Below are 14,009 nucleotides of genomic sequence, written 5' to 3' on the forward strand. Positions count from 1 at the left end.
GATAGAACCACTTTTGTAGATGTCCCCGACTTCCGACCTGTTGGCCACCGCGCTGGCGCAAACCGGTGCACATCCGCGCCTCTCCCAGCAACGCAGGCTGTATGAAGCAGCGAAGGCTGCGATCCATCAGCAGCGGCTGGGCGCAGGCAGCAAACTTCCGTCCAGCCGTGATCTGGCGCGGGATCTGGGCATTGCGCGCAATACGGTGATTGCCGCGTTTGAGCAGCTGGCGGCCGAGGGCTACGTCATCACGTCGAAGGGCAGCGGCACCTACGTAGCTGATTTGCAGGCACACAACGCGTTGATGCGAGGTGTTGGCTCCGCGCCACAGGCACGCGTTGCGCAGCGCGCAGCATTGCCGTCCGTGCGCCTTTCGCGTCGCGGACAGGAGCTGACCAGCTATGCGGCTGGCCCACAATTCGAGATACAGCCTTTCGCACCGGGCGATCCTGATTTTTCCTCGTTCCCTTTCAAGCTGTGGCAACGGCTGCAAAACCGCGTGTGGCGCGAGGCGCGCAATGATTTACTGGACTACGGCCAGTCCGGCGGCCACCAGCCACTGCGCCAGGCCATCACCGAATACCTGCGCATTTCGCGCTCGGTGAAAGTGGAAGTGGAACAGGTGATGATCACCGCCGGCACGCAGCAATCGCTGGACCTGTGCGCGCAGTTGCTGGCCGATGCGGGTGATACCGCATGGGTTGAAGACCCGTGCTACTGGGGCGCGAGCCGCGTGTTCCAGGCGCGCGAACTGAAGCTGCGTCCCATCACCGTCGACCATGATGGCATGAAGCTGGACGACAAAGACCTCGCCACCAAACCGCGCCTGATCTACGTCACGCCATCGCACCAGTATCCAACCGGCGCAGTAATGAGCCTCGCGCGCCGCCGCGAACTGCTGGATGTCGCCGTGCGCAAGGACGCCTGGATACTGGAAGACGATTACGACAGCGAATTCCGCTACACCGGTCGTCCGCTGGCCGCGCTGCAAGGGCTCGATAACGATGACCGCGTGCTGTACATGGGCACCTTCTCCAAGGTGCTCTACCCCGGCATCAAGGTCGGCTACCTCGTGGTGCCGCCAGCATTGATTCCAGCCTTCCGAAGCGCGCTGTACGACTTGCAGCGCCCCGGCCAGCTGACGGTGCAAGCGACGCTGACAGACTTCATCACGCTCGGTCACTTCACCACCCACGTGCGCAAGATCCGCCAGACCTACGGTGCGCGGCGTGAGCTTCTGCGTCGCATGCTGGTACTCAGGCTACCGGCTGGCGTCACCATCTCAAAAGAGGAATCAGGCCTGCACCTCGTCATTGAACTGCCGGACAGCGTGGACGACGTAGCGCTGGCGCAGCGTGTGGCAGCGCTGGATATTTCGGTGAAAGCGCTATCCACCTACTACCTCAAGCCGCAAGTGCGGCGCGGCCTGCTGGTCGGCTATGCCTACTGCACGCCTGAGCAGATTACCGATTACGGCCGCCAGCTGGGCGCCATCATCGCGGCGGAGGTGGCGGCATGAGGAATATGCCTTGGCGTGATTTCACGGCGTTAGTGGCCAGCATCGGCGTAGTCGGCCTCGGGCTGGGCGCGACAATTCCATTGACCGCGCTGATGCTGGACCAGCGCGGCATCGGCTCCGGCATCATCGGCATGATTACTGCCATCAGCGCGTTTGGCATCTTGGGCGCTGCGCCTTTCGTTTCGCGCTGGGTGGCCGGGCATGGGCCGCGCGGGTGCATGATCGGCGCTATCTTCGCAGCGGCGCTGTCCACCGCGCTGATGGAAGCCACCGACAACCTGCTGGCATGGGGCGTGCTGCGTTTTGTGTTCGGCGCTTCGATGGGCGTGCTGTTCACCATCGGCGAGGCATGGGTCAACGACCTTGCACCGGAGAGTACGCGCGGACGCGTGGTAGCGATCTACACCACCGCCTTCACGCTGTTCCAGTTGATTGGCCCTGCACTGGTGGCAGCATTTGCCGACAAGGTACCGCTGCCCTTCGCCTCCTGCGGCGCGCTGTTCCTGCTTGCGATGCCAGGCATGCTGCTGATTAGCGGCGGCGCGCACAATCACGGCGATGAGCCGCCAGTCGCATGGCAACGCATCCTGCCGCGCATGTGGATGATCGCCATCGGTGCTGCCTTCTTTGCGATGTTTGATACGGTGGCATTGAGCCTGCTGCCGCTGTATGCCATGCGCCACGGCATAGCGACCGAGCTGGCGGTGCTGTCCGCCACGGTGGTGCTGGTGGGCGACACCGCGCTGCAATTTGCGTTTGGCTGGCTGGCGGATCACGTGGGGCGGCGCAAGGTGCATATTGGCTGCGGCATCGCCGTTTGCGTGCTGCTGCCCATGCTGCCTTTCGCAGCGGGCACTCCGTGGCTGTGGTGGACGCTGCTGCTGGTGCTGGGCGCAACCGCCGGTGCGATCTACATGCTGTCGCTGGTGGCATGCGGCGAGCGTTTCAACGGCCAGTCGTTGGTCGCTGCCAGCGCGGTGGTCAACGCCAGCTGGGGCATTACCAGCGCCGGCGGGCCTTTGGTGACGGGAGTTCTGATGCAAACGGCCGGCGTGAATGCACTGCCGGCCGTTCTGTGGGTTGGCGCTGCGATTTTCATCGCTAGCTCCGTGTGGGATAAAAATGAGCGGGGTTGACGCTGCTGGTCGCCGTAAAAGCTTGCGGCACCAACCCAACCCGCACACCGTTGGCGTCAGGGTCTGACCCCGTACGGGGTCAGACCCTTTTGTTAGGGGTGCCAGGAAGCAGCAAACCTGTTTGGGGCCTACTATTACTGATGCGCCGTACCCCTGTTAACCCTTGGCCGCTTGCGCCAGTTGCTTGGAACGCAAGCGCTCGGCGCGGGCGATGTACAGGCTCGATGCGATCACGCCAATCGACACCACCAGAATCGTCAAAGCCGCTACCGCATTCACGCGCGGGTCGAGGCCCAGGCGTGCACGCGAGAAGATCACGATCGGCATGGTCGACGAGCCGGGACCGGACAGGAAGGCCGACAGCACCACATCATCCAGCGACAGCGTGAACGTCAGCAGCCACGCGGAACCCAATGCCTGCTTGATGTTCGGCAGCGTCACCAGGAAGAACACCTGGAACGGCCGGCAGCCCAGATCCATCGCCGCTTCTTCCAGCGACTTGTTCATCTCCTGCAAACGCGATTGCACCACCACGGTCGCATAGGCCATACCAAGCAGGGTGTGCCCCAGCCAGATGGTCACGAGGCCACGCTCCGGGAAACCAAACATCTTCTGCACCGACACCAGCATCAGCAACAGCGACAGGCCGATAATCACCTCCGGCATCACCAGCGGTGCGCTCACCATGCCGGTGAACAGCGTGTGGCCAGCGAAGCGCTGGTAGCGGTCCAGCACAAACGCCGCAAACGTACCAAGGATCACCGAACCGCACGCCGTCAGCAACGCAATGCGCAACGACAAACCGAAGCCGCTGATGATCTCCTGGTCGTTCAGCAGCGCCGCATACCATTGCAGCGAGAAGCCGCTCCACACCATGTCCTGGCGCGAGCTGTTAAACGAGAACACCACCAGCACAACAATGGGAATGTAGAGGAACAGATAGCCGAGCGACAGCCAGCCGCGCCCGAACCAGCGATGCAGGAACTGGGTCATTTGCGGCCTCCCTGCTCCGCTTGATACTTATTGAAGATCGCCATCGGCACAAGAATCAGCAGGATCACCACCACCGTCACCGAGGACGCCAGCGGCCAATCGTTATTGGTAAAGAATTCGTCCCACAACTGGCGGCCGATCATCAGCGTTTCCGGGCCGCCCAGCAGCTCAGGAATCACGTACTCGCCCACCGCAGGAATGAACACCAGCATGGTGCCGGCGATGATGCCCGACTTCGACAGCGGCACGGTGATGCGCCAGAAGGTCTGCCACGGCGTTGCGCCCAGATCGGAAGCGGCTTCGATGAAGCGCACGTCCATCTTCACCAGATTCGCATACAGCGGCAAGATCATGAACGGCAGGTAGGCGTAGACCATGCCGATAATGAGCGAGAACTGGGTGTTCATCAAATGCAGCGGTTCGGTAATTGCGCCGATATCGATCAGGAAGCTGTTGAGAATCCCGTTGTTGGCCAGGATGCCCTTCCATGCATAGATACGCAGCAGGAAGGAAGTCCAGAACGGCATCATCACCAGCATCAGCAACACCGGACGCATGGCCGGCTTGGCGCGCGCCATGAAGTAAGCGAACGGATAACCGATGGCCAGGCACAGCGCCGCCGTAATCGCCGCAAACTTCACGGAGTTCAGGTAGGTAATCGCATACAGCTCGTCCTGCGCGATGAACAGGTAGTTGGCGAACTTGATCTTCAGCGTCATCACGCCGTCGACCATGGTCATCAAGGTGCCGAACGGACTGCCATCACCGGAATCCAGATCGGCAAAGCTGATGCGCAAGACGATCAGGAACGGAATCAGGAAGGCAAACGTCAGCCACAGAAACGGCACGGCAATCACCGTGGTGCGTCCCGGATTCTTGAACAGGTTCTTGAGGAAGTTCATGTCCGCCTGCCTTAGCTGGTCAGCACGACGACGTCGGCGCCGTCCCACCACGCGTACACGCGCTGGTCGCGCTTGAGCGCAGATTCGTCGTGACGCGCCGCATTGGTGCGTGACACCTTGAGCACCATGCCGCTATCGAGCGTGAGGTGGTAGCTGGTCTCGTTGCCGAAGTAGGAGATGCCGCTGATAGCACCCTGCACGCAGTTGTAACCATGCTCGGAGGCGTTGGCGCGCTGCTCCAGCGTTGGCGCGTCGGCCTGCAGTGCAATCTTCTCAGGACGCACCGCCACCGACACTGGCATGCCCAGCGTGCCGGTAATGCCGTGGGTGATGTAATGCTTGCCTTCCGGCGTTTCAACGATAACGTGGTCCGGCTGATCGACCGCCACGCTACCATTGAACAGGTTCACGCTGCCGATAAAGTCGGCGACGAAGCGGCAGTTCGGGGTCTCGTAAATTTCGTCCGGCGCGCCGACCTGCAGGATGCGGCCTGCGCTCATGACGGCGATGCGGGTGGCCATGCTCATGGCTTCATCCTGGTCGTGGGTGACCATCACACAAGTCACGCCCACTTCTTCGATGATGCTGACCAGTTCCATCTGGGTGCGTTCGCGCAGCTTCTTATCCAGTGCGCCGAGCGGCTCGTCCAGCAGCAGCAACTGCGGACGCTTGGCCAGCGAACGCGCCAGCGCCACGCGCTGCTGCTGGCCGCCGGACAGCTGGTGCGGCTTGCGCTTGGCGTAATCAGTCAGCTGGACCAGCGACAGCATCTTCTCAACGCGCGCGGCAATTTCGTCTTTCGGCAGGCCGTCGCGGCGCAGGCCAAAGGCGATGTTGTCCCATACCGACAGGTGCGGGAACAGCGCGTACGACTGGAACATCATATTGATAGGACGCTGGTACGGCGGCACGCTGACGATATCCTGCCCGGCCAGCGTGATGGTGCCCGAAGTCGGCGTTTCAAAGCCGGCCAACATGCGCAACAGGGTCGACTTGCCGCAGCCCGAACTGCCCAACAGTGCGAAGATTTCGCCCTTGTTGATCGTAACCGATACGTCATTGACGGCACGGTCGCCGTCGAATTCCTTCACCAGGTTCTTAATCAGGAGGAAAGGTTCAGCAACTCGCTCTATGGTCATGTTATTAGAAAAGTAAAATAATATTTGCCAAACCTGTGATTATAAAGGCAGCGCTCAAACATGCAGCAATAAGTGTTCCCGCTCCCAAGGGCTGATAACGGTCATGAACTCTTGATGCTCTAACTCTTTGATGGCGGTGTAGACGTCGATGAAGCGTTCACCCAGCACTTCGCGCAGCCGGTCTTCCTGTCGCAGCATGGTCAGCGCCTGCGGCAAACCTTGCGGCAGCTCGTATAAATGGTTGTAGGCGCTGCCGTTGTACATCGGCGTTGGTTCCAGCTGGTCGATCAGGCCAAGATAGCCGCAGGCCAGCGTCACAGCCATCGCCAGATACGGATTGGCGTCCGCACCAATGATGCGGTTCTCGACGCGGCGCTGCTCTACGCCGGAAATCGGAATACGGAAGCCCACAGTGCGATTGTCCATGCCCCACTGGATGTTGATCGGCGCTGCCGTATGGCGCACGATGCGGCGATACGAGTTCACATATGGTGCAAGGATGGCCATCGCGGCAGGCGTGTAACGCTGCAAGCCGCCGATGTAATAACGGAAGTGCGGCGACGGTGAGCCGTCGGGCAAATTAAAGATGTTACGGCCGGTGGCGGTGTCGCTCACGCTCTGGTGCACGTGCATGGCCGATCCGGGCTCTCCGGCCATCGGCTTGGCCATGAAGGTGGCGTACATGGAGTGCTTGAGCGCCGCTTCGCGCAAAGTGCGCTTGAAGTAGAACACATTGTCGGCCAGCGCCATCGCATCGCCGTGCTGGAAGTTGAGGCCCATCTGGCCGGCGCCGGTTTCATGGATCAACGTGTCCACGTCGAGATTCATCAACGCGCAGTAATCGTAGATGTCTTCAAACAGCGGATCGAATTCGTTGACCGCATCGATGCTGTAGACCTGGCGCGTGGTTTCGGAACGGCCGCTGCGGCCTATCGGCGCTTTCAGTGGCAGGTCGGGATCGATGTTCTTTTCAGTGAGGTAGAACTCCAGCTCCGGGCCCACTACCGGCGTCCAGCCTTTGTCTGCATACAGTTTGAGCACGCGGCGCAGCACGGAGCGTGGCGCGAAATCGACCAGCGTGCCGTCGGCGAAGTAGCAATCGTGGATTACCTGCGCGGTGGGATCGATGGCCCAAGGGACGGTGGTAATGCTGCCGGGGTCCGCGCGCAAAATCATGTCGCGGTCCGTGTTGGAGATGGCGCGGTCGTAAGCCGCATCTTCGGTCGGGTAGTTGCCGGTGACGGTCATGCCCAGCACCGCTTCCGGAATGCGCATGCCGCGCTCCTGGGTGAATTTGGCGCGAGGGAGAATCTTCCCGCGCGCCACGCCCGTCAGGTCGGGCACCAGGCATTCAATTTCAGTGACTCGGTTCTCATTGAGCCACTGGTCCATATCAGCATCGGAAAAATTTTCTCGGATAGACATGATGCATTCAAGGTTGCGATCGACAAGTCTAGCTTACCATAATCGCAACCTTGTTTACTGGGCCTCCGCTGCTTCCACGCGTGTTTGCACCAGTATCTTCTTAATCTCCGGGACGCAGGAACCACAGTTGCCGCCGGCCTTCAGGCAAGCCGTCACCTCCGGTACCGTCTTCAAGTCCTTCTCGATGATGGCGTTGCAGATGGTGTTGCGGCCAACGCCGAAGCATGAGCACACGGTAGGACCGGTGTCCGCGCCCTTCTCCACCGGCATGCCGACCAGCAGGCCAACACGATCGATTTCGCTCAACTGCTCTTTCACGAACAAGCTAGCCAGCCATGCGCGCGAAGGCATGTCCTGGCGCGGCGAGACGAAGATGCACTGATCGATGCGGTCATTCACCACGTGCACGGCGCGGTACACGCCGGCGGTGCGGTCTTCGTATTCGAGCCAATCAGCATCAAGGTCGGTCACGCCAAGCAGCTCGCGCCCCCAGGCAGGATAGTCCTTGATGGTGTTGCGGCCTGCGAGTTCGAAGCGCGCGAACTGGCGGCCTTGGATGCGGGTCCAGTGGGCCACGCTATCGAGGTTTACGTCCGAGCGGCTCAGGATGAAACCATGCCAGCTAACGCGGAACTCTTCCACACGCACTGGCGTGTGTTTGAATTCAGGCTCGCCGGAAACCGGGTCCACCACAGGATTGACCACCGCGCCGACGCGGGCGTCGGATGCGGTCTGGCCATTCCAGTGAATCGGAATGAACACCGCACCGCGCGGGATGCCGCCGCCGTGCTGCACACGCGCCACCATCGCACCCCACTCGGAAGTGATGCGTGCCAGTTCGCCTTCGCGCACGCCACTCAGCAACGCATCTTGTGGGTGCATGTCGACGAAGGACTCGGCGATGTGGTCAGCCAGCGTGGCGGATTTTCCGGTGCGGGTCATGGTGTGCCACTGGTCGCGCACGCGGCCCGTGTTGAGCGACAGCGGATAGTCTTCGCTGACGGCATGCTTCGGCGCGCGCGGCGCGGTGGCGATGAAGCGTGCCTTGCCGTCCGGGTGTGCGTAGACATTGTCCTTGAACAGGCGCACTTCAACTTGCAGCTCGCCAGAGGCGGTGCGACGCACCGGCCACTGGGTCGGCTCCATATCGTCGTACTCGCGCTGATTCAGACCGCCAAGGCCGGACATGTCAAATGCGCGCGGCACGTCGCCGACGGCGTTGCGGAAGCCGCTCAGGCGCGCGTGCTCATCGAACACGCCGTGCTGGCCACAGAAATCAAAACCGCTGTAGCCCATACGCTGCGCGAACAGCGACAGGATCTTCCAGTCCGGCAGCGCTTCGCCCGGCGTAGCGAGGAAGGCGCGCTGGCGCGAGATGCGGCGCTCGGAGTTGGTTACCGTGCCGTCCTTCTCGCCCCAGCCCAGCGCCGGCAGCAGCACGTCGGCGTAGGCGGTGGTGTCGGTGTTCTGCATGATGTCGGAGGAGATCACCAGCTCGCACTTTTCCAGCGCGCGACGCACCTGATCCGCATCCGGCAGGCTGACGACAGGATTGGTGGCGATCACCCACACCGATTTCACCTTGCCTTCTTCAATGGCCTGGAACAGGTCCACCGCTTTCAGGCCGCCCTTGTCGGCCATGGCCGGCGATTCCCAGAAAGTCTGCACCACGTCGCGGTGATCGGCGCGTTCCAGGTCCATGTGCGCGGCCAGCATGTTGGCCAAGCCGCCTACTTCGCGGCCACCCATGGCATTCGGCTGGCCAGTGATGGAGAACGGGCCCATGCCCGGCTTGCCGAGTCGGCCGCCGATCAAGTGGCAGTTGATGATGGCGTTGGCCTTGTCCGTACCCGCCGACGACTGGTTCACGCCCATCGAGTAAGCGGTGATGGTCTTGCGGGTGGCGGCGAACAGTTCGTAGAACTCCAGCAGCACCGGCAATTCGATACGGCAGATTTTGGCGACGACGGCTGGATCGGCGCAATCGGCGTTAGCGACGCCCAGCGCATTGTCAAAGCCGTTGGTGTGGTTCTCGATGAAGCGTGGATCGACTGCGCCAATGCGCGACAGATAGCTTAGCAAGCCATTGAACAGCCACACATCGGTGCCGGCTTTGACTGGCAGGTGCAGGTCGGCCAGTTCGCAGGTAGCAGTGCGGCGTGGGTCGATCACCACCAGCTTCATTTCAGGCCGCGCTTCTTTGGCTTTCAAAATGCGCTGGAACAGAATCGGGTGGCACCAAGCGGTGTTGGAGCCCACCAGCACGATCATATCGGCCAGTTCGAGATCGTCGTAGCAGACCGGCACCAGATCTTCGCCAAAGGCGCGCTTATAGCCCGCCACAGCGGAAGACATGCACAGGCGCGAGTTGGTGTCGATGTTGGCGCTGCCGACGTAGCCCTTCATCAGCTTATTGGCGACGTAGTAGTCTTCGGTCAGCAACTGGCCGGAGACGTACAGCGCCACCGCATCCGGGCCGTGTTCGGCGATGATGGTCTTCCACGCATCGGCCACTTTGCCGAGCGCTTCGTCCCACGAGGTGCGGCGCAGGCCACTCTCATCGCGCACTTGCGGATACAGCAGGCGACCTTCCAGCCCCACGGTTTCGCCCAAGGCAGAACCCTTCACGCACAGGCGGCCCTGGTTGGCCGGGTGCTGCTTGTCGCCGGCGATGGCGATCGTGCCGTCGGCCAGCGGCGTGGCCTGCACGCCGCAGCCTACGCCGCAGTATGCACAAGTAGTACGGATAGCCAGATGGTCGGTGGACAGGTTCAAGATAATCCTTCAGGCGGCCCGGTTGGACAGAGCTTCGCCAAATAACAGGGTTTGCCGGATTGGCGTAATGTCGGCGCGGTTCTGGATCAAACCGAAATACCACGGACCGTCCTTGACGTCACCATAAAGTACGGCGCCGGTAACGCGACCATCTTTAATCACCAGCCGCTTGTAGACGCCACGGCGTGCATCACGCAGCACCAGATCTTCACTGCCTTCGCCGCCGATAAAATCACCGACCGAGTACAGGTCCACGCCAGTCACCTTCAAGCGCGTTGGCGAAGTCGATTGCACGTAGCGGCGCACGCCGGCGCCAGCCAAGTGAGCGCCGCACACGCGGGCCTGGTCCCAGATAGGCGCCACAAGGCCGAAAGTGGCGCTGCGGTGTTGCACGCATTCGCCGACGGCGTACACGCGTGGGTCGTAGGTTTGCAGCGTGTCGTCCACCACAATCGCGCGGTCGCAATGCAGGCCGGCCGATTTGGCCAGCTCGATGTTAGGACGCACGCCGGCGGTCATTACCACCAGATCGGCAGGAATCACGGCACCATCCTTGAAACGTACGCCGGTCACGCGGTCAGGTCCAAGGATTTCTTCGGTCTGCGCACCCATCATGAACTTCAGGCCTTTGGCTTCCAGCGCTTTTTGCAGCAGCAGCGCGGCAGGCTTGTCGAGTTGCTGGTTCATCAGCGCGTCGGTCACGTGCACCACGGTCACGGACATGCCTTGGCGTTGCAGGCCATTGGCCGCTTCAAGACCCAGCAAGCCGCCGCCGATTACCACCGCGTGGCGATGATTGCGCGCCATGGCCAGCATGGTTTCCACGTCCTGAATATCACGGAAGGCCAGCACACCTTTCAATTTATGGCCCGGCACCGGGATGATGAAAGGCTTGGAGCCGGTGGCAATCAGCAAACGGTCATAGCGCACTTCGAGGCCGGACTTGGCACGCACGATGCGATTGCGGCGATCGATGTGCACCACTGGGTCACCGGCGTGCAGCGTGATGTTGTGCTGAACGTACCACTCGCGCGTGTTGAGCATGATGTCGTCGATGCTCTTCTCGCCCGCCAGCACCGGCGACAGCAGGATGCGGTTGTAGTTACCATGCGGCTCGGCGCCAAACACGGTAATGTCGTACATGTCGGGCGCCAGCTTGTACAGTTCTTCCACCGTACGCATGCCGGCCATGCCGTTGCCAATGACGACCAGCGCCGGTTTCATAAACCTACCCAGACCTTTCCGCCGTCAATGCGGGTTGGATAGGTGCCGACCGAGTGCTCCGGCGCTTCCAGGCATTCGCCGGTTTGCAGGTCGAAGTGCTGCTTGTAGATCGGCGAAGCGACAACTATGCGCTCGCCCAGCGAACCGACCAAGCCACGCGACAGCACCGAGGCTTCCGAATTCGGATCGTAGTTATCGATGGCGAACACGCGCGGGCCGCCGTCGTCGACGTGGAACACGGCCACTTGTTCGTCGTTCAGCAGCGCGCACACGCCGGTGTTAGGGACGATGTCCTCCAGGTTGCAGACGGCGACCCATTTATCGGTTTGGATATCACGGTGCATACAAATCTCCTTAAGCTGCCTTGACTGCGATAGGGATAACGCGTTTGCGCTCTTCGATAGTGGCCGGGCGAATCTGGCCGCGTTCTTCCATGAACAGCACGTTCTCGTCGCCCTTCTCGCTGTTGACGAAGTGGCGGAAGCGTTTGCGGGTCTCTGGATTTTCGACTGCTTCTTTCCACTCGCAAGCGTAGGTGCTGACCACGTGTGCCATGTCGGCTTCCAGCTCGGCGGCGATGCCCAGCTTGTCGTTGATGATCACGCTCTTCAGGTAATCCAGGCCGCCTTCCATGTTTTCGCGCCAGGTGCTGGTGCGTTGCAGGCGGTCGCCGGTGCGGCTGTAGAACATCAGGAAGCGGTCGATGTACTGTATCAGCGTGGCCTTATCCAGTTCCGTGGCGATCAGTTCCGCGTGGCGTGGCTTCATGCCGCCGTTGCCGCACACGTAAAGGTTCCAGCCTTTTTCGGTGGCGATGATGCCGACGTCTTTGCCTTGCGCTTCCGCGCATTCGCGGGTGCAGCCGGATACGCCGAACTTGATTTTGTGCGGCGTGCGCAGGCCTTTGTAGCGGTTCTCCAGTTCCACGGCCAGGCCGATGGAATCGTCAACGCCGTAACGGCACCAGGTCGAACCGACGCAGGACTTCACGGTACGCAGCGACTTGCCGTAGGCGTGGCCGGATTCAAAACCGGCAGCGATCAGCTCTTCCCAGATTAGCGGCAGCTGTTCAACGCGGGCGCCGAACATGTCGACACGCGCGCCGCCGGTGATCTTGGTGTACAAGCCGTACTTCTTGGCCACCATGCCGACTGCGATCAGGCCATCGGGCGTTACCTCACCTGCCGGCATGCGCGGCACCACCGAGTAAGTACCGTCTTTCTGGATATTGCCAAGGAAGTAGTCGTTGGTGTCTTGCAGGCTGGCGTGTTCCTTCTTCAGCACGAACTCGTTGTTGATGGTGGCGAGGATGCTGGCCGCCAGCGGTTTGCACACGTCGCAGCCCAAGCCCTTGCCATGCTTGTGCAGCAGGTCGCCAAAGGTGCTGATCTTGCCGACTTTAATCAGGTGGAACAGTTCCTGACGCGAGTAGCCAAAGTGTTCGCACACATGGTTGTTAACTTCCATGCCCTGCTTCTTCATCTCGGCCTTCATCACTTGCGTGACGAGTGGCACGCAGCCGCCGCACGCGGTGCCGGCGGTGGTGCACGACTTCAGTTCACCGATGGTGCAAGCGCCGTTGGCGACAGCGGCGCACAGCTGGCCTTTGGAGATGTTATTGCAGGAGCAGATCTGCGCGCTGTCAGGCAAAGCATCCACGCCCAGCGCCGGCCTGGCCGCGCCATCCGATTGCGGCAGGATCAGGAACTCCGGCGATTCCGGCAGCTCGATTTTGTTCAGCATCATTTGCAGCAGCGTGCCGTATTCGCTGGCGTCGCCCACCATCACGCCGCCCAGCAGGTACTTGCCGCAGCTGGAGACCACGATTTTTTTGTAGATCTGTTTGCGCTCGTCGATGAACTGGTAAGAATGGCTGCCCTCTTCCTTGCCGTGCGGGTCGCCGATCGAGGCCACGTCCACGCCCATCAGTTTCAGCTTGGTGCTCATATCGGCGCCAGCGAATTCGCCCGCTTCGCCCAGCATGTGCTTGACGGCGACGCGCGCCATTTCATAGCCCGGCGCCACCAGGCCGAAGATCATGCCGCCCCACAGCGCGCATTCGCCAATCGCGTACACGTGCGGATCGGAGGTGACGCAGTTGTTGTTGATTTCAATGCCGCCGCGTGGGCCGATGACCAGTCCAGCTTCTTTCGCCAGCATGTCGCGAGGCCGGATACCGGCCGAGAACACGATCATGTCGGCATCCAGATGGCCGCCATCGGCGAACTCCATGCGGTGGGTGCCATCCACGCCGTCAACGATGGCGGTGGTGTTTTTACCCGTGTGGACGGTCACGCCCAATTCTTCAATTTTACGGCGCAGCACACGGCCGCCGCCATCATCCACCTGCACTGCCATCAGGCGCGGCGAGAATTCAACCACGTGGGTTTCCAGCTTCATGTCGCGCAGGGCCTTGGCGCATTCGAGGCCCAACAAGCCGCCGCCGATTACCACACCGGTCTTCGAGCGCTGGCCGCATTCCAGCATCGCTTCCAGATCTTCGATGGTACGGTAGACGAAGCAATCCTTGCGCTCCTTGCCCGGCAGCGGTGGCACGAACGGGAAGGAGCCGGTGGCAATGACCAGTTTGTCGTAGTCCAGCACACTGCCATCGGCGACAGTAACCGTCTTCGCTTTAGTATCGATGGCGGTGGCGCGGCTGTTCAGGCGCAGCACCATGCTGTCGTTTTGCTCAAAGAAGCCCGGCTTCACCAGCGACAGGTCTTCCGCCGATTTACCCGAGAAGAATTCGGAAAGGTGCACACGGTCGTACGCGGGACGCGGCTCTTCGCACAGCACGGTCACTTGCAGATTCGGCGTACCGCTGTTGGCCAGGCTTTCCAGGAATTTGTGGCCAACCATGCCGTGGCCGATAACGATAATTTTCATGATGCGA

10 protein-coding genes are annotated in these 14,009 nt (G+C 61.2%); 2 read left to right on the forward strand and 8 right to left on the reverse strand.

Annotation, left to right across the window (positions count from 1 at the left end):
* Window positions 1-19 precede the first annotated feature (19 nt).
* Entirely contained in the window at window positions 20-1,519 is a 1,500-nt protein-coding gene (gene pdxR, locus GTP46_RS12525) for a MocR-like pyridoxine biosynthesis transcription factor PdxR (RefSeq protein WP_161006973.1), read from the forward strand.
* Window positions 1,516-2,655: an MFS transporter gene (locus GTP46_RS12530; RefSeq protein WP_161006974.1), complete on the forward strand. Its 1,140-nt coding sequence runs from the start codon at window positions 1,516-1,518 to the stop codon at window positions 2,653-2,655. The genes pdxR and GTP46_RS12530 overlap by 4 nt, the downstream gene beginning before the upstream one ends.
* A 156-nt stretch (window positions 2,656-2,811) precedes the next feature.
* Here the strand turns inward: GTP46_RS12530 and GTP46_RS12535 are convergent, their stop codons facing one another.
* Genes GTP46_RS12535 through nirB form a run of 8 tightly spaced genes read right to left on the reverse strand, consistent with a single transcriptional unit; the run spans window position 2,812 to window position 14,002 of the window.
* Entirely contained in the window at window positions 2,812-3,648 is an 837-nt protein-coding gene (locus GTP46_RS12535) for an ABC transporter permease (RefSeq protein WP_161006975.1), read from the reverse strand.
* Complete coding sequence (locus tag GTP46_RS12540) at window positions 3,645-4,550, reverse strand: ABC transporter permease subunit (RefSeq protein WP_161006976.1); 906 nt, start codon at window positions 4,548-4,550, stop codon at window positions 3,645-3,647. Before GTP46_RS12540 ends, GTP46_RS12535 begins: the two co-directional genes overlap by 4 nt.
* Window positions 4,551-4,561: 11 nt before the next feature.
* A complete protein-coding gene (locus GTP46_RS12545) occupies window positions 4,562-5,689 on the reverse strand; it encodes an ABC transporter ATP-binding protein (protein ID WP_161006977.1) in 1,128 nt (375 codons plus the stop codon).
* A gap of 54 nt (window positions 5,690-5,743) precedes the next feature.
* Window positions 5,744-7,114, reverse strand: coding sequence for a glutamine synthetase family protein (locus GTP46_RS12550; protein WP_161006978.1), 1,371 nt, complete (start codon window positions 7,112-7,114; stop codon window positions 5,744-5,746).
* 54 nt (window positions 7,115-7,168) lie between these two features.
* A complete protein-coding gene (locus tag GTP46_RS12555; RefSeq protein WP_161006979.1) occupies window positions 7,169-9,889 on the reverse strand; it encodes a nitrate reductase in 2,721 nt (906 codons plus the stop codon).
* A gap of 9 nt (window positions 9,890-9,898) precedes the next feature.
* Window positions 9,899-11,113 (reverse strand): NAD(P)/FAD-dependent oxidoreductase, encoded by a 1,215-nt coding sequence (locus GTP46_RS12560; protein ID WP_161006980.1) that lies wholly within the window; start codon window positions 11,111-11,113, stop codon window positions 9,899-9,901.
* Window positions 11,110-11,457: a nitrite reductase small subunit NirD gene (gene nirD / locus GTP46_RS12565; RefSeq protein WP_161006981.1), complete on the reverse strand. Its 348-nt coding sequence runs from the start codon at window positions 11,455-11,457 to the stop codon at window positions 11,110-11,112. The genes GTP46_RS12560 and nirD overlap by 4 nt, the downstream gene beginning before the upstream one ends.
* Before the next feature lie 10 nt (window positions 11,458-11,467).
* Window positions 11,468-14,002, reverse strand: coding sequence for a nitrite reductase large subunit NirB (gene nirB, locus GTP46_RS12570; RefSeq protein ID WP_161006982.1), 2,535 nt, complete (start codon window positions 14,000-14,002; stop codon window positions 11,468-11,470).
* Between the last annotated feature and the right edge of the window lie 7 nt (window positions 14,003-14,009).

It is taken from the genome of Duganella flavida (genome assembly GCF_009857445.1).
Classification (GTDB): Bacteria; Pseudomonadota; Gammaproteobacteria; order Burkholderiales; family Burkholderiaceae_D; genus Rugamonas; species Rugamonas flavida.

Coding starts and splice junctions, on each gene's coding strand:
- pdxR (WP_161006973.1), top strand. CDS start 20: ATGTCCCCGACTTCCGACCTGTTGGCCACCGCGCTGGCGCAAACCGGT.
- nirB (WP_161006982.1), bottom strand. CDS start 14,002: ATGAAAATTATCGTTATCGGCCACGGCATGGTTGGCCACAAATTCCTG.
- GTP46_RS12530 (WP_161006974.1), top strand. CDS start 1,516: ATGAGGAATATGCCTTGGCGTGATTTCACGGCGTTAGTGGCCAGCATC.
- GTP46_RS12540 (WP_161006976.1), bottom strand. CDS start 4,550: ATGAACTTCCTCAAGAACCTGTTCAAGAATCCGGGACGCACCACGGTG.
- GTP46_RS12535 (WP_161006975.1), bottom strand. CDS start 3,648: ATGACCCAGTTCCTGCATCGCTGGTTCGGGCGCGGCTGGCTGTCGCTC.
- nirD (WP_161006981.1), bottom strand. CDS start 11,457: ATGCACCGTGATATCCAAACCGATAAATGGGTCGCCGTCTGCAACCTG.
- GTP46_RS12560 (WP_161006980.1), bottom strand. CDS start 11,113: ATGAAACCGGCGCTGGTCGTCATTGGCAACGGCATGGCCGGCATGCGT.
- GTP46_RS12550 (WP_161006978.1), bottom strand. CDS start 7,114: ATGTCTATCCGAGAAAATTTTTCCGATGCTGATATGGACCAGTGGCTC.
- GTP46_RS12545 (WP_161006977.1), bottom strand. CDS start 5,689: ATGACCATAGAGCGAGTTGCTGAACCTTTCCTCCTGATTAAGAACCTG.